The 21,477-nt window shown below is 61.8% G+C and carries 19 protein-coding genes; 3 read left to right on the top strand and 16 right to left on the bottom strand.

Translation table 11 applies throughout. The features are described from left to right. Nucleotides 1-39: 39 nt before the first annotated feature. The 11 genes from F0185_RS09385 to F0185_RS09335 all read right to left on the bottom strand — a co-directional run bounded on the left by F0185_RS09385 (nucleotide 40) and on the right by F0185_RS09335 (nucleotide 15,191). Nucleotides 40-486 (bottom strand): PaaI family thioesterase, encoded by a 447-nt coding sequence (locus tag F0185_RS09385; RefSeq protein ID WP_167223731.1) that lies wholly within the window; start codon nucleotides 484-486, stop codon nucleotides 40-42. A 61-nt stretch (nucleotides 487-547) separates the two neighbouring features. After that, complete coding sequence (locus tag F0185_RS09380; RefSeq protein ID WP_167223729.1) at nucleotides 548-2,944, bottom strand: 3-hydroxyacyl-CoA dehydrogenase/enoyl-CoA hydratase family protein; 2,397 nt, start codon at nucleotides 2,942-2,944, stop codon at nucleotides 548-550. Between the two features lie 176 nt (nucleotides 2,945-3,120). Continuing rightward, the gene (locus F0185_RS09375) at nucleotides 3,121-4,911 is read right to left on the bottom strand and encodes an acyl-CoA dehydrogenase C-terminal domain-containing protein (protein WP_167223727.1); all 1,791 of its coding nucleotides are present in this window, start codon (nucleotides 4,909-4,911) and stop codon (nucleotides 3,121-3,123) included. A 228-nt stretch (nucleotides 4,912-5,139) separates the two neighbouring features. After that, on the bottom strand, nucleotides 5,140-5,748 hold the full coding sequence (locus tag F0185_RS09370) for a TetR/AcrR family transcriptional regulator (protein WP_167223725.1): 609 nt from the start codon (nucleotides 5,746-5,748) through the stop codon (nucleotides 5,140-5,142). Nucleotides 5,749-5,947: 199 nt separating this feature from the next. After that, nucleotides 5,948-8,152 (bottom strand): DEAD/DEAH box helicase, encoded by a 2,205-nt coding sequence (locus tag F0185_RS09365; RefSeq protein WP_167223723.1) that lies wholly within the window; start codon nucleotides 8,150-8,152, stop codon nucleotides 5,948-5,950. A 3-nt stretch (nucleotides 8,153-8,155) separates the two neighbouring features. Beyond that, nucleotides 8,156-9,457, bottom strand: coding sequence for an ATP-binding protein (locus tag F0185_RS09360; protein WP_167223721.1), 1,302 nt, complete (start codon nucleotides 9,455-9,457; stop codon nucleotides 8,156-8,158). Beyond that, nucleotides 9,454-11,604, bottom strand: coding sequence for a tellurite resistance TerB family protein (locus F0185_RS09355; RefSeq protein WP_167223719.1), 2,151 nt, complete (start codon nucleotides 11,602-11,604; stop codon nucleotides 9,454-9,456). The genes F0185_RS09360 and F0185_RS09355 overlap by 4 nt, the downstream gene beginning before the upstream one ends. 258 nt (nucleotides 11,605-11,862) lie before the next feature. Next, nucleotides 11,863-12,237, bottom strand: coding sequence for an RNA-binding S4 domain-containing protein (locus F0185_RS09350; RefSeq protein ID WP_167223717.1), 375 nt, complete (start codon nucleotides 12,235-12,237; stop codon nucleotides 11,863-11,865). After that, nucleotides 12,237-13,397, bottom strand: coding sequence for a cardiolipin synthase ClsB (gene clsB / locus F0185_RS09345; RefSeq protein ID WP_167223715.1), 1,161 nt, complete (start codon nucleotides 13,395-13,397; stop codon nucleotides 12,237-12,239). The genes F0185_RS09350 and clsB overlap by 1 nt, the downstream gene beginning before the upstream one ends. A 25-nt stretch (nucleotides 13,398-13,422) precedes the next feature. Further along, nucleotides 13,423-14,235 (bottom strand): endonuclease/exonuclease/phosphatase family protein, encoded by an 813-nt coding sequence (locus F0185_RS09340; protein WP_167223713.1) that lies wholly within the window; start codon nucleotides 14,233-14,235, stop codon nucleotides 13,423-13,425. A gap of 68 nt (nucleotides 14,236-14,303) precedes the next feature. Then, the gene (locus F0185_RS09335) at nucleotides 14,304-15,191 is read right to left on the bottom strand and encodes a LysR family transcriptional regulator (protein WP_229476850.1); all 888 of its coding nucleotides are present in this window, start codon (nucleotides 15,189-15,191) and stop codon (nucleotides 14,304-14,306) included. Nucleotides 15,192-15,248: 57 nt separating this feature from the next. Here F0185_RS09335 and F0185_RS09330 point away from each other — a divergent pair, with 57 nt between their 5' ends. From F0185_RS09330 to F0185_RS09320, 3 genes are all read left to right on the top strand, one after another. After that, nucleotides 15,249-15,527: a DUF2798 domain-containing protein gene (locus F0185_RS09330; protein ID WP_229476848.1), complete on the top strand. Its 279-nt coding sequence runs from the start codon at nucleotides 15,249-15,251 to the stop codon at nucleotides 15,525-15,527. Nucleotides 15,528-15,712: 185 nt separating this feature from the next. Further along, nucleotides 15,713-16,285, top strand: coding sequence for a hypothetical protein (locus F0185_RS09325; RefSeq protein WP_167223711.1), 573 nt, complete (start codon nucleotides 15,713-15,715; stop codon nucleotides 16,283-16,285). Nucleotides 16,286-16,385: 100 nt separating this feature from the next. Beyond that, nucleotides 16,386-16,910 carry a hypothetical protein gene (locus F0185_RS09320; protein ID WP_167223709.1) on the top strand — a complete coding sequence of 175 codons (525 nt, stop codon included), beginning with the start codon at nucleotides 16,386-16,388 and terminating at the stop codon, nucleotides 16,908-16,910. A gap of 26 nt (nucleotides 16,911-16,936) precedes the next feature. Here the strand turns inward: F0185_RS09320 and F0185_RS09315 are convergent, their stop codons facing one another. From F0185_RS09315 to ssuE, 5 genes are read right to left on the bottom strand one after another with little or no spacing between them, the layout of a single operon-like run. After that, entirely contained in the window at nucleotides 16,937-17,695 is a 759-nt protein-coding gene (locus F0185_RS09315) for an ATP-binding cassette domain-containing protein (RefSeq protein WP_167223707.1), read from the bottom strand. Nucleotides 17,696-17,725: 30 nt separating this feature from the next. Beyond that, nucleotides 17,726-18,532, bottom strand: a complete 807-nt coding sequence (gene ssuC / locus F0185_RS09310) for an aliphatic sulfonate ABC transporter permease SsuC (RefSeq protein ID WP_167223705.1) — start codon at nucleotides 18,530-18,532, stop codon at nucleotides 17,726-17,728. Nucleotides 18,533-18,534: 2 nt separating this feature from the next. Further along, a complete protein-coding gene (gene ssuD / locus F0185_RS09305; RefSeq protein WP_187362486.1) occupies nucleotides 18,535-19,677 on the bottom strand; it encodes an FMNH2-dependent alkanesulfonate monooxygenase in 1,143 nt (380 codons plus the stop codon). A 22-nt stretch (nucleotides 19,678-19,699) separates the two neighbouring features. Continuing rightward, nucleotides 19,700-20,671 carry a sulfonate ABC transporter substrate-binding protein gene (locus tag F0185_RS09300; protein WP_167223701.1) on the bottom strand — a complete coding sequence of 324 codons (972 nt, stop codon included), beginning with the start codon at nucleotides 20,669-20,671 and terminating at the stop codon, nucleotides 19,700-19,702. 23 nt (nucleotides 20,672-20,694) lie between these two features. Further along, nucleotides 20,695-21,273: an NADPH-dependent FMN reductase gene (ssuE, locus tag F0185_RS09295; protein ID WP_167223699.1), complete on the bottom strand. Its 579-nt coding sequence runs from the start codon at nucleotides 21,271-21,273 to the stop codon at nucleotides 20,695-20,697. Nucleotides 21,274-21,477: the final 204 nt, after the last annotated feature.

The raw sequence follows: 21,477 nt of genomic DNA, 5'->3' as shown, positions 1-21,477 counted from the left end.
CTCTCAAAAATTCTGTGGTTCGAAATGGGGATGAACTGATTACCGTTTTTCGGACAAATACCAGTCGACCTGCACCTGCGCCGCCAGCGTTCCGTGTTCGTCGAAGATATCGACTTCCACCGGAAACGCCACCTTGCCGTCCGCCTTGAGCGTGGCCTTGAGCGCCGCCACATCGCCCGGAACGCGGCCGCTGGCGCGCGTCGCGCCCTTGGCCACTTTCTGGTACTGGATGCGCGACTCCTTGGCCACCGGCCGCAGACCGAGAATCAGGTCGGCGAACGCGCCCGCCATGGCCGCGCCGGAGGCCGTTTCGGCCAGCGTGAAGAGCGCCCCGGCGTGCTGCGTGCCAAGGTGGTTGTTCAGTTTCGGGTCGGCCGGCATCGACACCTCGGAGGTGCCGTTGCCGATCGCGTCGATCCGGATTCCCAGCAGCTGCACAAACGGCAGCGTGTCCATCATTTGCTGCTTGATACGGTCATACACCATGCTTGGCCTCACTCGCAGTAGAAATTTGAACGCTAAGCTCAGGATCGACATTGCGGGTCGATCAGTTGCGTACCGGTTTACCGGTCTGCATCATGCCCATGATCCGTTCCTGGGATTTCGGATGGTTCAGCAGTTCGAGGAAGGCCTTGCGCTCCATGTCGAGGAACCACTGCTCGCTCAACTGGCTGCCCTGGTCGATGTCGCCACCGCTCACGATCTCGGCGATCATGTCGCCCAGCTTGTAGTCGTGCGCGGAGATGAAACCGCCGTCGCGCATGTTGACCAGTTGCGCACGGATGGTCGCCCAGCCATAGCGGCCGGTCGCGGTGATCGTCTTCTTCATCGGAGGACGATAGCCGGCGTCGAACATGGCGCGCGCTTCGACTTTTGCCACGTGCAGCAGTTCGTACGGGTTGAAGACAATGACGTCGTCTTCTTTCAGGTAACCCATCGCTTTCGCTTCCAGCGCCGATTTCGACACGTTGGCCGTTGCCGCGTTGGTAAAGCCGGTTTTCAGGAAGTGCAGGATGTCCGAACCCTTGGCTTCGCCGGAAGCGCGTGCAGCCGCTTCTTTCAGGCCGCCGCCAGCTGGAATCAGGCCCACGCCGACTTCAACGAGGCCGATGTACGACTCGATCGAAGCGACGCGCTTGGACGCGTGCAGCGCCATTTCGCAGCCGCCGCCCAGTGCCAGGCCCGCCACCGCAGCGACCACCGGAATGCTCGAATATTTCATCGCCATGAAGGTATCTTGCAGCAGCGCGATACCCGGCTCCATGGCCTTGGCGCCGCCTTGCATGAACAGCGGCAGTGCGGCTTGCAGGTCGGCGCCGGCCGAGAAGGCGCCGCCTTCGGCTGCGTCGGCATTCCAGATGACCAGGCCCTTGAAGTTCTTTTCAGCCTCAAGCTGCGCCATTTTCAGGCCGTTGATCACGCCTTCGCCGATGACGTGCATCTTGGTCTTGAGCGAGATGATCAGCACGTCGTCGTTCTGGTGCCAGATGCGCACCGAGTCGTCTTCGTGGAAGGTCACGCCGGCGGTCTTGCCGTCGACAGCGCCGGCGCCCAGCACCGGTGCGCGGAACGGCTGGCGCTCGTACACGGCCAGGGTGGAACGCGGCACGTAGGCGTTTTTCGACGCGGAGAACGAACCTTCAGGCGTGTGCACGCCTTTCTCGGCGACCTGGCCTTCGAACACCCATGCCGGCAGCGGCGCCGAGCACAGTGCGTTGCCGGCGTCGATGTCTTCCTTGACCCAGTTGGCGATCTGGGTCCAGCCCGATGCCTGCCAGGTTTCGAAAGGACCGACGTTCCAGCCGAAGCCCCAGCGCATCGCGAAATCGACGTCGCGCGCGTTGTCGGCGATCGAGCCCAGATGGACGGCGATGTAGTGGAAGGCGTCGCGGAAGATCGCCCACAGGAACTGGCCTTGCGGGTTGGTCGATTCGCGCAGCGCTTTCATCTTCTTGACCGGATCCTTTTCTTTCAGGATGCGGGCGACGATGTCGGCAGCCTTGCCGCCGCCGGCGACGTAGTCACCGGTGGCAAAATCGAGGCGCTGGATATCCTTGCCGACCTTTTTGTAGAAACCGGCGCCGGCTTTCTGGCCGAGCGCACCGGCGGCGACCAGCTTGGCCAGCACGTCCGGGGTTTTGTAGACGGCGAAGAAGGGATCGTCGGCCAGGTTGTCCTGCATGGTCTTGATCACATGGCCCATCGTGTCCAGCCCGACCACGTCGGCGGTACGGAAGGTGCCCGACTTGGCGCGACCGAGCTTGGCGCCGGTCAGGTCGTCGACCACGTCCACGGTCAGGCCGAATTTTTCGGCTTCGTGGATGATCGCCAGCATGCCGAAGATACCGACGCGGTTGGCGATGAAGTTAGGGGTGTCCTTGGCGCGCACGACGCCCTTGCCCAGGGTGGTGGTCAGGAAGCCTTCGAGCTGGTCGACGATTTCCGGCTTGGTGGACTCGGTCGGGATGATTTCGACCAGGTGCATGTAGCGCGGCGGGTTGAAGAAGTGAACGCCGCAGAAGCGCGCTTTGAGTTCGGCGTCGAAACCGTCGGCCAGGGTGGTGATCGACAGGCCGGAGGTGTTCGACGCGAAGATCGCGTTCGGCGCGATGTGCGGAGCGACCTTTTTATACAGGTCGTGTTTCCAGTCCATGCGCTCGGCGATGGCTTCGATAATCAGGTCGCAGCCGGCCAGCAGCTCGAGGTTATCTTCGTAGTTGGCGATTTCGATCAGCGCGGCGTCATCCTTGTTGCCGAGTGGCGCAGGGCTGAGTTTTTTCAGGTTGTCGATGGCGCGCTGCACGATGCCGTTCTTGTTGCCGTCTTTGGCAGGCAGGTCGAACAGGACGACCGGTACTTTGGCGTTGACGCAGTGGGCGGCAATTTGCGCACCCATCACGCCGGCGCCGAGCACGGCGACTTTTTTAACGATGAAATTGGTCATGGCTTTCCTTTGTTTTTCAGGTTTGCTGCTTCGTCATTCCCGTCACCTCACGCCGCCTGCATCCGTCGCCCCCGCGCAGGCGGGGGTCCAAGTTCGTCGATACGCTGCGAACTTGGGTTCCCGCCTGCGCGGGAACGACGATGAGGCGCCGGTTGCTACAGGGAGCACTTGGCTAATTAGAACAAGTCGGCGTCGAGCGCCATCAGGTTGGCCGAGCCGGAACGCGCCTGGCGGATCAGCATGGCCGTTTCAGGCTGCAGGCGCGCGAAGTAGAAGCGCGCCGTGGCCAGCTTGGCTTTGTAGAAGTTGTCGCCCGAGTCTTCCTTGGCCAGCGCGATCTTCGCCATCTGCGCGAAGAAGTAGCTGTAGATCAGGTGACCGACAACGCGCAGGTAAGGAACCGCCGCCGCGCCCACTTCATCGGGATTCTGGAATGCCTTCATGCCGATTTCCATGGTCAGCTTGGTGACCTTGTCGCCCAGGTCGCCCAGCGGCGTGATGAACTCCGACAGCGCTTCATCGGTGCCGTTTTCTTCAACGAAGTTCTTGATCTTCTCGCCGAACTTGCGCAGCTTGGCGCCGTTGTCCATCAGGACCTTGCGGCCCAGCAGGTCGAGCGACTGGATCGTATTGGTGCCTTCGTAAATCAGGTTGATGCGCGCGTCGCGCACGTACTGCTCCATGCCCCACTCGGAAATGTAACCGTGGCCGCCGTAGACCTGCATCGCTTCCGACGTAGCGATCCAGCCGTTGTCGGTAATGAAGGCCTTGATGACTGGCGTGAGCAGCGCGACTTCGTCGGCGGCATCCTTGCGCACTTCTTCGTCGGGGTGATGCAGTTCGCGGTCGATCTGCAGCGCGGCGTAGGACGTGAATGCGCGCGCGCCTTCGGCGTAGGCCTTGGCGGTGAGCAGCATGCGGCGCACGTCGGCGTGCACGATGATCGGGTCGGCTTGTTTGTCAGGTGCCTTGACGCCCGACAGGCTGCGCATCTGGATGCGGTCTTTGGCATACACCAGCGCGTTCTGGTACGCCACTTCGGTCAGGCCGAGCGACTGCATGCCCACGCCCAGGCGGGCCGCGTTCATGAACACGAACATGGCGTTGAGGCCCTTGTTCGGCTGGCCGATGATCCAGCCTTTAGCGCCGTCCAGGTTCATCTGGCAGGTCGAGTTACCGTGGATGCCCATCTTTTCTTCGATCGCGCCGCAGAAAATCGGATTGCGCTCGCCCAGGGTGCCGTCCGCGTTCGGCAGGAACTTCGGCACCAGGAACAGCGAAATGCCTTTCGAGCCTTCCGGTGCGTCCGGCACGCGCGCCAGCACCAGGTGCAGGATGTTTTCGGCGACGTCATGTTCGCCGGCCGAGATGAAAATCTTCGAACCGGTGATCAGCCACGAACCGTCGTCCTGCGGCAGCGCTTTCGAGCGCAGCATGCCCAGGTCGGTGCCGCAGTGCGATTCGGTCAGGCACATGGTGCCGGTCCATTCGCCCGAGACCAGTTTCGGCAGGTAGGTTTTTTTCTGTTCGTCGGTGCCGTGCTCCAGCAGGCACTCGTAGGCGCCGTGCGACAGGCCAGGGTACATCGACCAGGCCTGGTTGGAGGAGTTGAGCATTTCGTAGAACGAGTTGTTCAGCACGACCGGCAAGCCCTGGCCGCCGTATTCCGGGTCGCACGCGAGCGCTGCCCAGCCGCCGTCGACGTACTGCTTGTAGGCTTCCTTGAAGCCTTTTGGCGTGGTCACCGACTTGGTCGCCGCATCATAGTGGCAGCCTTCGCGATCGCCCGAGTGGTTCAGCGGGAACAGCACGTCCTGCGTGAACTTGGCACCCTCTTCCAGCACCTGGTTGATGATGTCGGCGTCGACATCTTCGAATTTCGGCAACTGCTTCAATTCGTCGGATACATTGAGGAACTCGTGCAGCACGAACTGCATATCCCGAATTGGCGCGACGTATTGACCCATGATTTTCTCCTGACGAACGTATGGTTGATGACCAGGCCAGCGACTGCTGGACCCGGCAAGGTGATGACTCGGTACTTGAGGGGACCTCGAAAAACCGTAGCGAGCGGTGCAAGTTTCGCCCGAGAAGCGCAGCCGTACGAAGGTACGGTGAGCATCGCAGGGCGAAAATTGCGCCGCGCAGTAGGTTGTTCGAGGTTCCCTTGATTCGATTACTGCGATTTGATTCGCTTATTGCGCTTGATTCTTGGACGGATTCTGGTAATTCATGATCAGGCGCTCGAAGCCGCTGCGCGCGCGATCGACGCTGCCCGGACGACGCAGGAATCGCGCATCGTGGTGCAGCGCCAGGATCAGGCCGTACATCTCGTAGACCATCTGGTTGGCGTCGGTATCGGGCTTGAGGTCGCCGCATTCGATGGTCTGCTCCACGCATCTTAGCAGTGCTCCCTGCCACGCACGCACCATCGACACCAGTTCTTCGCGAATCGGGCCGGGACGGTCGTCGTATTCGACGGCGCCACTGATATAGATGCAGCCGGAGGCGATCTCGACGCTGACGCGCTTGATCCAGCGGGCATTCATGGCCTTGAGGCGCGAAATGCCGCGCGGCTCCTTGACGCTCGGGAAAAACACTTCCTGCTCGAAACGGTGGTGGTAGAGCTTGAGCACTTCCATCTGCAAGTCTTCACGCGAACCGAAGTGCGCGAACACGCCAGACTTGCTCATGTTCATTTTGTCCGCGAGCAAACCGATCGTCAGCCCTTCGAGACCATCGCGGCTGGCGAGGTCGAGCGCGACGTCCAGGATGGCGGCCCGCGTGAGCTCGCCCTTGCGCATGAATTTGACTGAAGTGTTAATAGATGGTCCCGTTGGTAGTTAAAAATGCGACCCGTTGAATATAAATCCGAACGCTCGTACTATTATCCACTACAAAGCAAATGTCAAACGGGAACTTAGAGGTGGGGGTCTATTGCTGCAGTGCAGCAAATATGATTCCTCGCAAGTAATTTCTACACCGAATGATAAGGGTGGCAGGTCAGGTATACCACTGGGATTTAATCCATTCATGCGCGCCTGCCAGGTCCAACTTCTGGCTCGCAAACGAGCGTTGAAGCAGATTTTCCGGCAAAGCCGAGTCCCATTTTTCCTGCCTGAGGTTCAATGCGTTAGCCAGCAAGTCCTCGATCGGTGGCAATGGCATGGATGCGATTGCCTGCAGCGCTTTGCTGACCTCGGCGAGCTCGGCCCCCGCTTGTTCGATCGTGAGAATGGCACCGTAACACCCGACAGAAAACCCCTTCATTCTCAAAAGCATCGCAATTGTCGCGTTCCGGGCATCGCCTTGCCATGAAAGGATGAGCGCACGGCCATCAACATGCAGCAGGGGCCGGCGACCGATATCATAGCGGCGATAGGTGTCCCGGCCTTCAGCGAGCAAGCGCACAGCGGCCGGATCGAGGAAGCCGGTATCGTCGGTGCCCTCGTAAAGCTTTTTCATCCGCTCGCGCACTTTGTCGTGCACCATGCCTGCGCCGTTGCTGAATCTCGGCGGACGGCCCGCCTGATGCTGAGTGACGTAGATCGATTTTGACGCTTCGTCAACCTCGTCGACGCGCCATGTTCTGGCTGCGAACAGGATAAAGTCGCCGACGGATAGCGCGCTCGATACCGGCACCGAGCCTAGCGTACGTGTGCCGGAAATGATACGAAACTCTTCCTCCGCGCTGAACGCTGCATAGAAAGTGTAGTGATTCACCAGTGGGGCACCCTTTGCTCCATGCAAAAGCACACCGGACGCATCCTGCATCAGGATGTCCTTTGCCCCCAAATGACTGAGCAGCGAAACAAAATCGGCTTTACCGACCGCATCGAATGGGCCAGCCTCGCACAGGATACGATAGGCCTCAGGCGCCATCATGCCTCCGCGTTGAGCAATCAACGACAACAGTTGCTGCACCAGGGTGGACAAGTGCATGCCCCGAGGCCGCGGCGGCTCCACCCATCCTTCCAACAGCAGACTGGTCATCGCGGCGAATTCAAACAGGTCTTCCCGCAACAAGCTTGAAAGATCGGACTCTGAATGGATTTCCTGCTCAATTGCGTATCCTCTCAAAATCGACGATTCTCCGGGCCGCCGCCCGGATCGTCCGAGGCGCTGGCGCAAGCTGGCGACCGAAGGTGGCGGGCCAACCTGGACGACGCACTTGACGGCACCGATATCGATCCCGAGTTCCAATGTATTCGTGCAGACCGCCGTTGCGTGCCGGTCCTTGCTTTTCAGCGCCGCTTCGGTCTCCTCCCGAAGCTCGCGCGACAAACTGCCGTGATGGGGCCAGAACTCGTTTGGCATTCCTTCGGCAGCGCATAGTTTTTGCAGCTCGTAGGTGTATTGTTCGACCTTTCCACGGCTGTTCGGGAAAACCAGATTGTTCGACCCTTTGAGCGTCTTGAACATATGGCCGGCTATCGAACGCACCGCCTCGGCTTCGGGATGTTCGTCGGCATCGTCCGCCTCCCGATCCTTGGGCGCGAGCACGACATATCCCTTGATGAGCAACTTGAGGTCTCCCCCTTCCGATGTCGAGACGATGGTCTCGACGCCGTCGGCAGCACGCGGCCTGAGAAAGTCGGCGGCAAGCCTCATGTCGCCGAGCGTGGCCGATAATCCGATGCGCGCCACCCTGGCGCCAGCGGCAAGCTCGACCCTTTGCATCAGCGATTGCAGCTGCTTGCCGCGTTCGCTGCCGATGAACGCATGCAGTTCATCGACGACGATGTAACGCAGCCCGGCAAACAGTGTCGGGGCCGAAAATCCCCGGTTACATAAAATCGCCTCCAGCGACTCCGGCGTGATCAGGAGCACGCCGGACGGACGCTTCAGGAAACGGCTTTTGGACGAGGACGAAATATCGCCATGCCATGGCCACACGGGAATGTCGAGCGTCTCGCACAGCGGAAGCAGGCGCCCGAACTGGTCGTTAATGAGGGCCTTGAGCGGGCTGATATACAGTGTCAGTGCCAGCCCGTCGTCGTCCTTGAGCAAATTCGTCAGCACGGGCAGCATGGCCGCTTCCGTTTTTCCCGCAGCGGTAGCGGCCGCAACGATCACATCGTGGTCCGCCGTCAAGATGGCAGGAATCGCACGCTCCTGCGCCTCGCGCAGTTCGGACCATCCTGCCGACCAGATCCAGCGGCGAATCCGCTCATCGAGCAAGTCGAACGAGGACGATAGGGTTGCCATGGCCTACAGTTTGAAGGACGCCAGTTCATCATCGGTGTCGAACTGGCTGTCGGCCAGTCCGCCCGTATCGGGACTCAGTTGGACTGCATCGATCAGGACGCGCCAATCCTGCCCCGGATTTTGTTCCAGCACAGCCAGCAGATTGATAAACGCGGTGATGGTGGTACGCGGCGTGCGGAAATAGCCATCGCCAAGGCGGCGCGAACAGTGCTGCATGAAGGGGGCGATGGCCTCATCCGGCAACAGGTATTTTTCCGGGTCACCAAAGGCATAGACGTTGCGCAGCTTCTCCAGCATGACGTAGAAGTCCTCGGGCGACAGGCTGGCCAGGCGCACCACGGGACCGCTGAAATCGACCAGCCCGGCTTTGGCGAAGGTGTTCTCGGCCAGGCGGCTTTGCAGCGCGGGATAACTGAACAGACCGCGCCGCGTATCCATCAAGAATTCCGGCGTGCCGCCCAGAATGAAGCCAAGTCCTTCGGCGGAGCCCTGCAGCGAATCGTTCAGGATGCGCAGGATCTGTTCGTAATTCGCATTACGCGCCTGCGTATTGGACAATTTGTATAGATTGACGAGTTCATCCAGGCAGACGACGAATCCCGTATAGCCGGCCAGACGCACAAAGCGTGCGAACAGCTTGAGCTGGTCATAGAAATTCGCATCGTCGATAATGGTCCGTACGCCAAGCGCCTGGCGCGCTTCGGTTTTGGTAGTGAACTCGCCACGCAGCCAGCGCACGGCGTCGGCTTTAAGCTGTTCATTGCCTTCATCAAATCCCCGGCAATAGCAAGCGATGACATCGGCAAAGTCGTAGCCGTTGACCATCTCGGTCAAATTGGCCAGCCTGGAACGGATCACGGCGTCGGTCGTGGAACCAGCCGCGGCAGCCTCGCTCTTTGCCGTCGAAATGAAACGCTCGACAATCGCGCTGATCGCTCCGCCATCTTGTTTGGTGCGTGTCGAGAGATTGCGCATCAACTCTGCATACAGCGAGCGCGCCTGGCCACCGGTAGCATGCAGCCGGCGGTCGGGATTCAGATCGGCATTCGCGGTAACGAGCTTGTGTTCCATTGCGACCGCGCGCACCAGATTAAGAAAAAAGGTCTTTCCGGCTCCGTACTCGCCAATCACGAAGCGGATCGTCGAACCGCCATCGGCGATGCGTTCGACGTCCTGGATCAAGGCTTCAATTTCCAGATGGCGGCCCACCTGGATCAGGTGCTGGCCCTGTCGTGGCGCCACGCCGGCACGCAGCGATTGAATGACCGCGTCACGGTCGCGGGGACGAATTGTTGGTGCGCTCATTGGGTCAGTTTCTCCACGATCTCTGGATTGATATCAATTGGGTCGTCACCTTCGCTGAACATGATGTCGAGTTCATCGAGGCTGGCTTCGTTCAGGCGTTCAAGCGCGCCGTCGAGCATGATGGCAAGGGCGCCCGCCAGGTCGACCAACTCCGCGCGCTGCCAGCTTGCGCGCGATGTGAGAATGCGGGCAAACGTACTGTGCGCCTGGTCCAGGCCCATGATCGAGGTGGACTGCTGCGGTCCCGGGGATGCTACCGGTGGCGGCGTAGCTGGCGCCGGCGCCGGTTCCGGGTCGTCCTCGAAAATACTCGCCAGGCGTTCCGCAAGCTGCCGGCTGGACGCCTGAAGAGCCGCAATTTTTGCAGCATCCAGTGCAAACGTGCCGGGATTGGCTGCAGCACCCTCGTGCATGCCCTGGGCAGGTACAGCACCGCCCAAATCGGCCGCATGAATGTCGCTGTAGAGGTCGCGGCGTTCAAGGCCAAGCTGCTGATACACTTTTTCGAGCAGGCGCATCTCGTCGGTCGACGCGACGCCGTCGGCCAGCACCATGGTAGCGGCGAAGGCCGCGATGGAGCTGCGGCTCTGCGTGTCGAGCATCTCGACTTTCTTCTTCATCGACGACAGGGCGACCGGGTTTGCGCGCAACAGGCAGGCGTAGGCCGCCAAACGCGCCCGCGCCGCTGAGGCAAGATGCTCCCAGCGCCCGATGCTGTCATTCAAATGTGCGAATTCATGCTCGGAAAAATCGCCGTCGGCATGGGCAATCGCGGCCGCAAGCTCGACACTGAGGCGCGCCACCTCATAGGGCCCGTCCACCGGCATCTCGCCAGGGACATCACCGGATGCGAACAGGACCAGCGGATCGGTTGAAACGAACGCACGTGTTGTTGCCGAGATGGCGGGCTCGATGCTTACCCGTTCCAGCTCAAGCGCGCCGAACAGCACCTGTTGCTGGTCCTTCCCAGGAACTTCTATCAGATCGAACAAGGCGAGCAGTTCGCCGAACGACATCAGCCTGGGGCCGTCGCGCACCATCATGGGGGCCAATGCCAGCGAGTTCCTGATTGGAGTGGGCCATAGCGCCACCGGAAGCGTACAGATTGCGTCGAACTTGCCACGGCCATCCGGATTGCGTCCCAGATAGCGGCTCAAAGCGTCGAGCTGCAAGACGCAGTCATCCACCACCTCCTGCAGCGCGCGTACCGGCGCTGTCAGGGCCGAGATATCGGGAATGTCGCCGACATCCATATCGACGCCACCGCATCCGTCGAAACCAGCCGACGCCGGTTGGTAACTCAGTTTCAGCCTGGTCCTGTTCGGCGTGATCATCATGCCCGCACCGTGAATGGCGACATAGGTCAGCATGAAAAGCTGCCGGAATTCGGCAAGACATCGGGTAAACGCGGTGCGACGAACAATGCCGGGATCGTGCTCGGCCCATGCCAGTGCGAGGTGGGCTGGAACCGGCAGGCCGTCCTGAACCGCCTGTCCCAGCGCCAGGCGGATCAGGAAAGGAAATCCCCATGCTGCGTAAAAGACCACGACATCATGGGTGTACAACTTCCCTTCGCTAAGCTCAACCTCGACCAGTTCGATCAGCTGCGCGCAGTGGCGACGAAACGTGGGGGATTTATCCGAGTACAGGGCGTACAGGCGCTTGAGTTCTTTGTACAGATGCGGAAAGTCGCTGCGGCCGATGCCGTCACGCAGAATATCGAGAATGATGCGGCGTTCAAGCCCGTAAAAATAGAGGAAGACATAACCGATGTCGGCATCCGGTGCGCTGCGCCCGTCGCCGAGCCAGTTCAGGTATGCCCTGCGCGCAGCGGGCGTGGTATCCGAATAGCTTGGCCACTCCTCGGGAAGCGGCTGCGCATAGTCGCCTTGCGGCGCGACGATCTTGCGCGGGTCGATCAGGGACGGATCGGGCCGTCCGGAAAACGCCAGCAGCGTCGGTCCGAAATAGATAAATCCCTTGTTGATCCGGACACCGGAGATAGTGATGGATTGCGCATATGCCAGCCATGTTGCGGTGTCGCGTTCGCCCGGTGCGGGGGGAATCGCGTAGCCGGATGACGAGTCAGGCGTCCCGATGACGAATGTTCGCAACCCTTCGGTATCGCCGCTGCTCGATGCGCCCACAGACTTTCCTCGCTTTATAAGCAGTGCATTGACGAATGAGGGATTGGCGAACCATAAAAAAGACCCAGTCACTCATCTATGTCGACTGTTGATCATACAACGATATATTCAACCGGGAAAATTGTTTTCTGCTTGGGCAGTACAGAATAGGGCGACACATGCATTGTGCCTCGAAAAAGCGACGAACCATGCAAGATGGGTCGATCACCACCATGAGCAGGGGCGAAACTTTGCTGCCGCAGGCAGAAATGCGAGCGCTTACTCGCCCGCCTTGCTGATCGCCCGCCGGTCGCGCTTGGTCGGCCGGCCCTTGATGGTCGTCCCCGGCTCACGGTACAGCTTGCGCGCCTCGGCATCGTTCTCGCGCTTGCTCACGCTTTCCTCGGTTTCTTCATACAAGGTGCGCGCCACCGGCGCCCCACCCCGCACGTCCGAAATGCGCAGTACCCGCACTTCCCACGTATCGGCGCCGTTGTCGATGAGGAGCTTGTCCTCCAGCTTGACCGTGCGCGCCGGCTTGATGCGCTCGCCATCGAGGCGCACCTTGCCCGTATCGACCGCGTCCGTCGCCAGCGAACGCGTCTTGAAAAAGCGCGCCGCCCATAACCATTTGTCTATTCGTACATTGTCCATCAGGCATATCCTATAGCGAAAATCCGCATCGCCATTTTATAGAAGAAATACGCCACCTCGTAGCCGCTGCGCCGTACCCATCCCACGTGCTCAAAATCTTCCTGGCAAATCATGACGCCGTCCGCAATCCCACCCCGGATGTGTTCGCGCATGGTCCGGGCGAATGCGTGGTCTTTGACCACCACATTGGCTTCCTGGTTCAAGAACAGGGACAAGCCATCGCAATTGCTCGACCCGACCGTCGACCAGTCGTCGTCGACCACCGCCACCTTGGCGTGCAGCTGGGTCTTGCGGTATTCGTACACTTCGACCCCGCTGTCGAGCAGCTTCGGATAGAACGAGCGCGCCACCATGTCCTGCAGCTTGATTTCGCCCACGCCGATCAGCAGCTTGACCTCGACGCCGCGCTCGGCCGCGATGGCCAGGGCCTTGCGAAATTTGTGTCCGGGGGCGAAGTAGGGATTGACCAGCAGAACGCTTTTCTTGGCGTGGCCGATGGCGTGCAGGTAAGCGCGCTGGATGGTGTGGCGGTTGCGCAGGCTGTCGCGCACCACGAAGGCCGCCTGCATCGGCTTGTCGCCTTCCTGCGCCTGGTTCTTGCGCATTTCGCGGAACAGGCCGATCCGCTTCATCAGCCCCAGATGGCCCACGCGCGCCCATTGGGTCTGCATTTCGTGGTGGATGGCCGCCACCAGCGGGCCGCGCACCTGCACCGCAAAGTCCCAGCGCGGCGCCGGCAGGCGCTTGCCCGGATCGTAATCGCAGTACCAGTCGTCGTTGACGTTAATGCCGCCGACAAAGGCCACCGCGCGGTCGACCACGACGATCTTGCGGTGGGTGCGGGCCACGCCGCGCTTGAACCAGGCATTAAAGGCGCGAAAACGCACGTTGGCGGCCGCAAAGGCCATGCCCAGGCGGGTCGATTGCGCATGCCCGGTGCCCCACCAGTCGGTGACCACGCGCACCTTCACGCCGCGCTCGCCAGCGCGGCACAGGGCGTCGGCCACCGAACGGCCGGTGGCGTCGTCGGCGAAGATGTAGGTTTCGAAGTAAATGTCGTACTGCGCCGCATCGATTGCCGCAATCAAGGCCGGGAAGAACTCCAGTCCGGTTTCAAGCAGGGTGATATCGTTGTGGGCGGTGTAATGGACCGAGCGCATAGTGCTTCAGGTTGGTTGCAAAGCCTCAGGCCAGCTTGAGGTTGGCCACGATCGGGGCGTGATCGGATAATTTCGCCCATAAGGTACCATGCAAGACCTCGGCCGCGTCCACCTTGAAGCCGCGCACATAGATGCGGTCGAGGCGGAAAAACGGCAACGCGGCGGGAAAGGTGCGCGCCGGCGTGACCGGCTTTTCGCGCCCCGAAAAGCTGCGCACCAGGTCGCCAAGGCGGGAACGCGCACCCAGTTCGTCGAACACTTCGACCACGCCCAGCTCACTGCGCAGCTTGTCGCTGAGGTTGTTGCGCCAGTCGTTGAAGTCGCCCGCGATGATGACCGGCTCGCCATTCGGCGCGGATGCCTTCACGCAATCGATCAGCGCCTGCGTCTGCCGTCCGCGCCCCGATTCGAACAGGCCCAGGTGGACGACGTAGCAGTGCACCTGGCATTCGGGCGTATCGAGGATGCAGTGCAGGATGCCGCGCTGTTCATAGGCATGGTCCGACACGTCGTGGTTATGCGTGCCGCCGATGGGATACGCCGACAGCAAGGCGTTGCCGTGGTGACCGTGATCGTAGACGGCGTTCATGCCGTAGGCCGAATGATGCGAGTCGCCCGCGAAATATTCGTGCTGGGCACGCTCGGGCCAATGGCGGTGTCCCCGGCTCTCGTCGCCAAACTTGGCCGAGTTGCGGTCGTGCTTGCCCTGGACTTCCTGCAGGAACACGACGTCCGCATCGAATTGGGCAATGGCCTTTTTCAGGGCCAGCACGCGTGGTGTGCTCCGGATGGAGGACACGCCTTTGTGGATATTATAGGTAGCGACACGAATCTTCATGGGAACATTCTAACCCCTTCGGTGAATGTTTTTCAGAAGAAACTCTATCGTGCGCACGCGCTGCGCGCTCACAGCGGATGGACGGCGCAGAATTCGCTCAGATAATCGAGCAAGGCGCGCACCCGCGCCGGCAGGTAGCGCTGCTGCGACCAGGCCGCATAAATGTGACGCCGCTCGGTGCTGCAGCCGGGCAGGACCACCACCAGCGCGCCGGAGGCCACGTGCTGGCGGCCCATGGTGCCGGGGCACAGCATGATGCCCAAGCCGTCGAGCGCCATCGACAGCGCCAGGTCCATCTGGTTGGCCTGGAAGCGCGGCGCGCCCTGCACCACGACTTCCTGGCTGTCGGCCGGATCGCGCAGTTTCCAGCGTGTGAGCGGACGGCCGACGATGCGCGCATGCGCCTCCAGCTCGCCTGGCGTGCGCGGCACGCCGGCCGCTTCCAGGTAGGCCGGCGAGGCAACCAGCATCAGGTCGGTGCTGGCCAGGAGCTTCTGGTTCAGGCTGGAATCTTGCTGCTCGCCCACGCGGATCGCCAGGTCGGCGCCGCTGCCGACCACGTCGACGAGCTCGTTCGACATCTCCACCTCCAGCGTCACCTCGGGATAGGACCGCAGGAAGCCCGACCACGCCTGCCGGAAGTAGCCCTGCGCCAGATGCACGGGAGCCAGCACGCGAATATGGCCGGAAATGGCGCCCAGGGTGGCATCGAGGCGCTGGGTGGCCTGGCGCAGCGCATGGATCAGCGGGCGGCACTGTTCGTAGTATTGCGCACCTTCGGCCGTGAGCTGCATGCGGCGTGCACTGCGGTTGAGCAATTTGTAACCGAGCGCGCGCTCCAGCGCCTGCAATCGCCGCGTCACCGTAGCGGCCGGCAGTTGCATGCTGCCGGCCGCCGTCGCCAGGCTGCCTGCCTCGACGATGGCGACGAACAGGGACAGGTCATCGAGCATCATGATGTCGTTTTTTGGAATTAGAGATTGATGTTGTCGCTCTAGTATAGCGATTCGCAATTGATTACGCTGATCGGCTTCTGGAACTTCAAGGCGAACACCATGTCCAATCAATTCAAGACACGGCTGCTGTTTAGCGTCGTGATGTCGGCACTGATGTCGTTTCTCATGACAGGATGGGTAACGTGGCTCAATCTCGGGTTTGGTCCGGACTACACGGCGCGCTGGATGCGGGCATTCCTGGCGGCATGGCCGGCCGCGTTCACGATCGTGATGCTGTGCGGACCCACGGTGCAGCGCTTCTGCCAGCGCATGGTTGCACCGGCCAAAGCGCCCTGATCCGGCGTGGAATATCATATGACATCAAAAAATCCTTACGCCGACGTTTTACAAGAAAACAACCCAAGATGCCCATGCCTCCCACATCCGATACGATCGCTTCCAGCATTTTGTCCGGTACCTTGCCCAGCGTTGCGTTGCGCTCCGTGCTTGCGCAATCCCCCGGGCTAGATTACGGCGAAGCAATGCGCCTGCTGCACGACGCGTTCAAGGGACGATGGCTGCTCGCCTGTGGATGGAAATGGAAATTCACCGAGAACTGCGCTGCTCTCGATACCGCGTTCGATCTCTGCGTCATCGGCCGCCTGATTGAAGGCGGCATCGCCGTTCCCTGGGACTTGGCCTACTGCGAAGCGGAACGTCAGCGTGTCGGTCCCGCGTTGGCGGAAAGTGCACGACTGGAACTGCTTGCGGCGCGCGAGGCTGTCAGCTACGAACGCCTGTGCGAAAGACTGGCGGCCATGGACGCACCGCCGGTCTGCATCCAGGCGCTTTGGGACGGCGATTCGAACGGCTGGTTCCTTGGACTCGATTGCATCGTCAGGAAAAACGACAAGCTGGAAACCATCTGTTTGGGCACAATCCCGACTGACGGCGATATTCGACTCTTCAACGGCGCCGTTCCTCCCTGGCCGGAAGCCGAACATGCCAGGATGGTAGGACGTCAACTGGCCGAAAAATTCAATATCGAATTCTATTTCCCGGCCCCCGATACGCCGGACGATACGCTGCCAGGCTGGCCAGGAATCCATGCATGAATCAGATAGCAGACGATGAATCGGCCGCCCGGCAGTATGGAATTCTGATCCGGCACCCTGATTTACTTTATCGGAATGTCAATCAAGGAAGGGAGCCGCAATGCGCCAGGTAACATCATTCCTTCTCGCCCTCGTCCTGCCCTGCGCATTCTTCAACGCGTCGGCACAGGATGTGGTTCTCACCGGTCATGTGCAGAAAATAACCTTGCTGCCGTTTGGCGCCGACGATTGTACTTCCCCTTGCGCCCCTGACGGGACAGGCAGGGTATGTATCTATAATTCGCCCGGCTGCCAGATCATGGAAGTGAATGTCGACAAAGTGCTACTCGGCGAGGCCGGACCGGTCCGGATTTTCAGATCGCACATCGGCGAATGGGGTCCGAGTTTTAGCATCACGCGCCAGCCTATCGTCGTCAGCGAAGATGGGGGCAATGTGTCGTGGTCGCGTGCCACCCTACGTGATGAGAAAATCTACATTGACTCGAGCCAGCTGCGCAGCATCCGTGGCGTCAAGGCAAGCGATGTAAGTCCGGACGACAATGGCATGGTCGCCCTCGACGCCCTGCTCGACCGCGTGCGCCAGGCGGACGCCCGACAACAGCGCCGCAGCATCGGCAAGGAATAACAGCAGCGCGGGCAACGCCACCTGATCTATTTGCGCAGCACCCGTGCCAGTACGCTCTGCTCCAGCGCGGCAAACGCCGCCGTGCCGCGCCGGCCCGAACGCGGCAAGTCCACGTGCAGGTCCAGGCTGATGCGCCCATCCTCGACCAACAGCACGCGGTCGGCCAGGGCCAGCGCTTCCTGCACATCGTGCGTGACCAGCACGGCGGTGAAGCCGCGCGCCAGCCACAGCGATTCGATCAGGTGTTGCATCTCGATGCGGGTCAAGGCGTCGAGCGCGCCCAGCGGTTCATCGAGCAGCAACAATTGCGGCTCGTGCACCAGCGCGCGCGCCAGGGCCACGCGCTGACGCTGGCCGCCGGATAATTCCGTCGGCCAGTCGCCAGAGCGGGCCGCCAGGCCGACCGTGTCCAGCGCGGCGGCGGCGCGTTCGCGCGAGCCTGGCAAACCCAGCGCCACGTTCTCCAGCACGCTCTTCCACGGCAACAGGCGCGCTTCCTGGAACATGATGCGCACGTCCGGAGCGCGGCGCCCATCGCCGATGCGGATCTGGCCGGCGTCCAGGGTTTCGAGCTGAGCGATGGTGCGCAGCAAGGTGCTCTTTCCGCAACCGCTGCGTCCGATCACGGCGACAAACTCGCCGGGCGCCAGATCCAGGTCGATTCCGCCCAGCACTTCGCGTCCGGCGTAGCTTTTCGTTACACCGCGCAGCGACACGCCCACGCCATGCTGCCCCAGCGCGGCGGCGGCGCCGACCGTGCTTTCCTCGATCCGATTGATTTGCATGCTCTATCCCGATGCTTATTCCGATGGTGATCAGCGGTACGCCGGATTCCAGCGCAAGAAGTGCTTTTCCAATCCGCGCGACAACAGATCGGCGGCCTTGCCCAACAGGGCGTACAGCAAAATGCCAACCAGCACGACATCGGTTTGCAGGAATTCGCGCGCATTCATGGTCATGTAGCCGATACCGGCCTGGGCCGAAATGGTTTCCGCCACGATCAGCAGCACCCACACCAGCCCCAGCGAAAAGCGCACGCCCACCAGGATCGACGGCAGCGCCGCCGGCAAGATCACATCGCGGTACAGCGGCCAGCCCGCCAAACCATAGCTGCGCGCCATCTCGATCAGCCCCTGGTCGGCCGAGCGAATGCCGTGAAAGGTATTCAGGTACACCGGAAAAAACACCCCGATCGCCAGCAGGAACAGCTTGGCGGTCTCGTCGATGCCGAACCACAGGATGACCAAGGGAATCAGGGCCAGCGCCGGAATGTTGCGGATCATTTGCAAGGTGGTGTCGAGCAAGGTTTCAGCCCGCTTGACGCTGCCGTTCAGCAACCCCAGCAACAAACCCAGCCCGGCGCCGATGGCGAAGCCGCTCACCGCGCGCCACAAGCTGGTGCGCAGGTGCTGCCACAGCTCGCCCGACACGGCCAGGCTCCAGAACGCCTTGGCCACGGCCCACGGCTCCGGCAGGATGCGGCTCGACAGCCAGCCCGCCTGCGCCGCCACCTGCCAAGCCAGGATCAGCGCCACCGGCAGCGCCCACGGCGCCAGTGCCGATGGCCGCTGCCGGCCGCGCAAGGCCAAGGCCGAGGCCAAGGCCGCGTCAGCGCCGGCCATGGTCAGGCCGCCTTCTTCGGCAAGATATCGCTGGCCATCATCTCGCCGAACGGCCCCGTGATCGACTGTTCGCCCGCTTGTTTTCCCTTGCCCAGCAGCGGGAACACCAGTTCGGCGAAGCGGTACGATTCTTCCAGGTGCGGATAGCCGGACAAGATGAAGGTCTCGATCCCCAGGTCCGCATATTCGCGCATGCGCGCGGCCACCGTTTCGGCGTCGCCCACCAGCGCGGTGCCGGCGCCGCCGCGCACCAGGCCCACGCCGGCCCACAGATTGGGCGACACCTCCAGCTTGTCGCGCCGGCCGCCGTGCAGGGCCGCCATGCGGCGCTGGCCGACCGAATCCATCTTCGCGAACGCCGCCTGCGCCTTGGCGATGACGTCGTCATCGAGATGGCTGATTAATTCGTCGGCCGCGCGCCACGCCGCCTCGTTCGTTTCGCGCACGATCACATGCAGGCGAATCCCGAAGCGCAAGGTGCGTCCGTGTTTGGCGGCGCGCGCGCGAATATCGGCCAGCTTCCCGGCCACGGCGGCCGGCGGCTCGCCCCAGGTCAGGTACACGTCCATCTGCTCGGCCGCCAGTTCGTGCGCGGGTTCGGACGAACCGCCGAAGTACAGCGGCGGATACGGCTTTTGCACCGGCGGGTACAGGGTTTTTGCGCCCTTGACCTGCAAATGCTTGCCCTCGAAATCGTAACCGGCCGCGCCGCCCTCGCCCGCCATGGTGGCGCGCCAGATGCGGAAAAATTCATCCGAAATTTCGTAACGTTTGCTGTGGTCCGCAAACAGGCCGTCCGCTTCCAGTTCGCCCTGGTCGCCCCCGGTCACCACATTGATCAACAGGCGCCCGTTCGACAGGCGGTCGAAGGTCGAGGCCATGCGCACCGCGAGCCCCGGCGTCGACAGGCCGGGACGGATCGCCACCAGGAACTTGAGCTTCTGCGTGACGGCCATCAGCGACGAGGCCACCACCCAGGCGTCCTCGCAGGAACGCCCGGTTGGCAGAAGGACGCCGTCGTAGCCGAGGGTATCGGCTGCAACGGCGACCTGGCGCAGATAGTCGGCATCGACACTGCGCGCACCCTTGCTGGTACCAAGATAGCGGCTATCGCCATGGGTGGGGATAAACCAGAACACATTCAACGACATGGTAATACTCCTGAATTTAGAGCTTGAACGCCAGCTGCGCATCCTTGACGACAATCGGTTTCGGAATCAGTTTGAGCTTGGCGAAAACATCGGCGATCTTCTGCTGCTCGCGAATGACTTCCGGCGTGACCGGCTTGACGCCATACGAATAGCGTTGCGCCGCCAGCTCCACGATGCTGCTCTCCAGGCCCGTCTGCGCCGCCAGGATGGCGGTGACGTCCCTGATATTCTTGCTGCCCCACTCGTCGACCTTGGCCAGTTCCTCGATGACGATGCGGACAATCTCCGGCTGCGCCTCGGCGTACGGGCGCGCCGCCAGGTAGAACTGGTGGTTCGACACCAGGCCAGTGCCATCGGCCAGCACGCGCGCGCCGAGCTGCTTTTCGGCGGCGGCCAGGAACGGGTCCCAGATCACCCACGCGTCCACCGCGCCGCGCTCGAACGAGGCGCGCGCGTCGGCCGGCGGCAGGAACACGGTTTGCACATCCTTGTAGTCGATGCCGGCCTTTTCCAGCGCCCGCACCAGCAGGTAGTGCACGTTCGAGCCTTTGTTGAGGGCGATTTTCTTGCCCTTCAAATCGGCCAAGGTGCGAATCGTCGAACCCTTGGGCACCACGATCGCTTCCGACCCTGGCGACGGCGGCTCGTTGCCCACGTAGACCAGGTTGGCCCCCGCTGCCTGGGCGAAGATCGGCGGCGCTTCGCCCACCGTGCCGAAGTCGATACTGCCGACATTGAGCCCTTCGAGCAGTACCGGGCCGGCCGGGAACTCGGTCCACTTGACCGTCACGCCTTTGGCGGCCAGCCGTTTTTCCAGCGTGCCGCGCCCTTTGAGCAGCGTGAGCGTGCCGTATTTCTGGTAACCGATGCGCACCACCTTCGCGCTTTGCGCACTGGCGGCGCCGGGCAAGGCCCCTGCAACGGCGGCGGCGAACAGCATTCCCAGGGTGCGGCGGCGCGCGCTGCGTTGTTCCAGATGCGAAGTCATGATGCGCTCTCTCTTTTGAATGGTCAGGCAGCCAGCGAATGCCGGGCGTGCTGCGCTTGCTGACGGCGCTGCGGCAGCGCGAACAGCTCGGACGAGAGCTGCTCGACACCGCGCGCCACGCGCGCCGCAATCGGCGCATCGAGCGTCAAGCCAGTGGCGGCGTTCCAGCGCAGCTGGTCGGAGGTGGCATAGATCCCCGGCAGGATGAAGCGCGCCGAGAGCGACGCCAGCACCGGCCGCAAGGCGTAATCGAGCACCAGCATGTGCGACTGGCTGCCGCCGGTGGCCAGCGGCAGCACCAGCTTGCCGTCCAGGCCATCTTGCGGCAGCAGGTCGAGGAAGGCTTTCAGGATGCCCGTGTAAGACGCCTTGTACACCGGCGTGGCGACGACGATGGCGTCGACGCCCTGCAGCAGCGCCGTGGCCCGCACGATGGCAGGATCGTCGAAGCTCGCATGCAGCAGCGCCTGCGCCGGCAAATCGCGCACCTGGAGTGTGTGGCAGCGATGGCCGTGCAGGGCGAGCTTGTCGCCCACGTGCTGCAGCAACCTGGCGCCGCTTGACGATACCGACGGGCTCCCGCCCAGCAAAAGTACGCTCATGATGTTTCCGATCCGGTGTGAGGTCAAACAAACGAATGGACACAGGCTACGGCGCACGCGCGCAAATCGAAACGAATGCTTTTGCGCTTCGATATGCGCTTTTCGTTCCATCGGTTTTCGCATAAGGAAGGGTGGATATCTTCGTTCACGCCGCCCCACCCCCGGTGCAATACTGGCCCCCTCGACTGTCCATCAAGGCTTGTT

The organism is Massilia rubra, from assembly GCF_011682065.1.
GTDB lineage: Bacteria > Pseudomonadota > Gammaproteobacteria > Burkholderiales > Burkholderiaceae_D > Telluria_A > Telluria_A rubra.
Note: the sequence above shows the minus strand (reverse complement) of the source record. Positions and strands in the feature narration are given on the sequence as shown.

What these genes read in the sequence shown, in the direction of transcription:
- F0185_RS09385 (WP_167223731.1), bottom strand. Translation starts at nt 486, where the DNA reads ATGGTGTATGACCGTATCAAGCAGCAAATGATGGACACGCTGCCGTTT.
- F0185_RS09380 (WP_167223729.1), bottom strand. Translation starts at nt 2,944, where the DNA reads ATGACCAATTTCATCGTTAAAAAAGTCGCCGTGCTCGGCGCCGGCGTG.
- F0185_RS09375 (WP_167223727.1), bottom strand. Translation starts at nt 4,911, where the DNA reads ATGGGTCAATACGTCGCGCCAATTCGGGATATGCAGTTCGTGCTGCAC.
- F0185_RS09370 (WP_167223725.1), bottom strand. Translation starts at nt 5,748, where the DNA reads ATGCGCAAGGGCGAGCTCACGCGGGCCGCCATCCTGGACGTCGCGCTC.
- F0185_RS09365 (WP_167223723.1), bottom strand. Translation starts at nt 8,152, where the DNA reads ATGGCAACCCTATCGTCCTCGTTCGACTTGCTCGATGAGCGGATTCGC.
- F0185_RS09360 (WP_167223721.1), bottom strand. Translation starts at nt 9,457, where the DNA reads ATGAGCGCACCAACAATTCGTCCCCGCGACCGTGACGCGGTCATTCAA.
- F0185_RS09350 (WP_167223717.1), bottom strand. Translation starts at nt 12,237, where the DNA reads ATGGACAATGTACGAATAGACAAATGGTTATGGGCGGCGCGCTTTTTC.
- clsB (WP_167223715.1), bottom strand. Translation starts at nt 13,397, where the DNA reads ATGCGCTCGGTCCATTACACCGCCCACAACGATATCACCCTGCTTGAA.
- F0185_RS09340 (WP_167223713.1), bottom strand. Translation starts at nt 14,235, where the DNA reads ATGAAGATTCGTGTCGCTACCTATAATATCCACAAAGGCGTGTCCTCC.
- F0185_RS09335 (WP_229476850.1), bottom strand. Translation starts at nt 15,191, where the DNA reads ATGATGCTCGATGACCTGTCCCTGTTCGTCGCCATCGTCGAGGCAGGC.
- F0185_RS09325 (WP_167223711.1), top strand. Translation starts at nt 15,713, where the DNA reads ATGCGCCTGCTGCACGACGCGTTCAAGGGACGATGGCTGCTCGCCTGT.
- F0185_RS09320 (WP_167223709.1), top strand. Translation starts at nt 16,386, where the DNA reads ATGCGCCAGGTAACATCATTCCTTCTCGCCCTCGTCCTGCCCTGCGCA.
- F0185_RS09315 (WP_167223707.1), bottom strand. Translation starts at nt 17,695, where the DNA reads ATGCAAATCAATCGGATCGAGGAAAGCACGGTCGGCGCCGCCGCCGCG.
- ssuC (WP_167223705.1), bottom strand. Translation starts at nt 18,532, where the DNA reads ATGGCCGGCGCTGACGCGGCCTTGGCCTCGGCCTTGGCCTTGCGCGGC.
- F0185_RS09300 (WP_167223701.1), bottom strand. Translation starts at nt 20,671, where the DNA reads ATGACTTCGCATCTGGAACAACGCAGCGCGCGCCGCCGCACCCTGGGA.
- ssuE (WP_167223699.1), bottom strand. Translation starts at nt 21,273, where the DNA reads ATGAGCGTACTTTTGCTGGGCGGGAGCCCGTCGGTATCGTCAAGCGGC.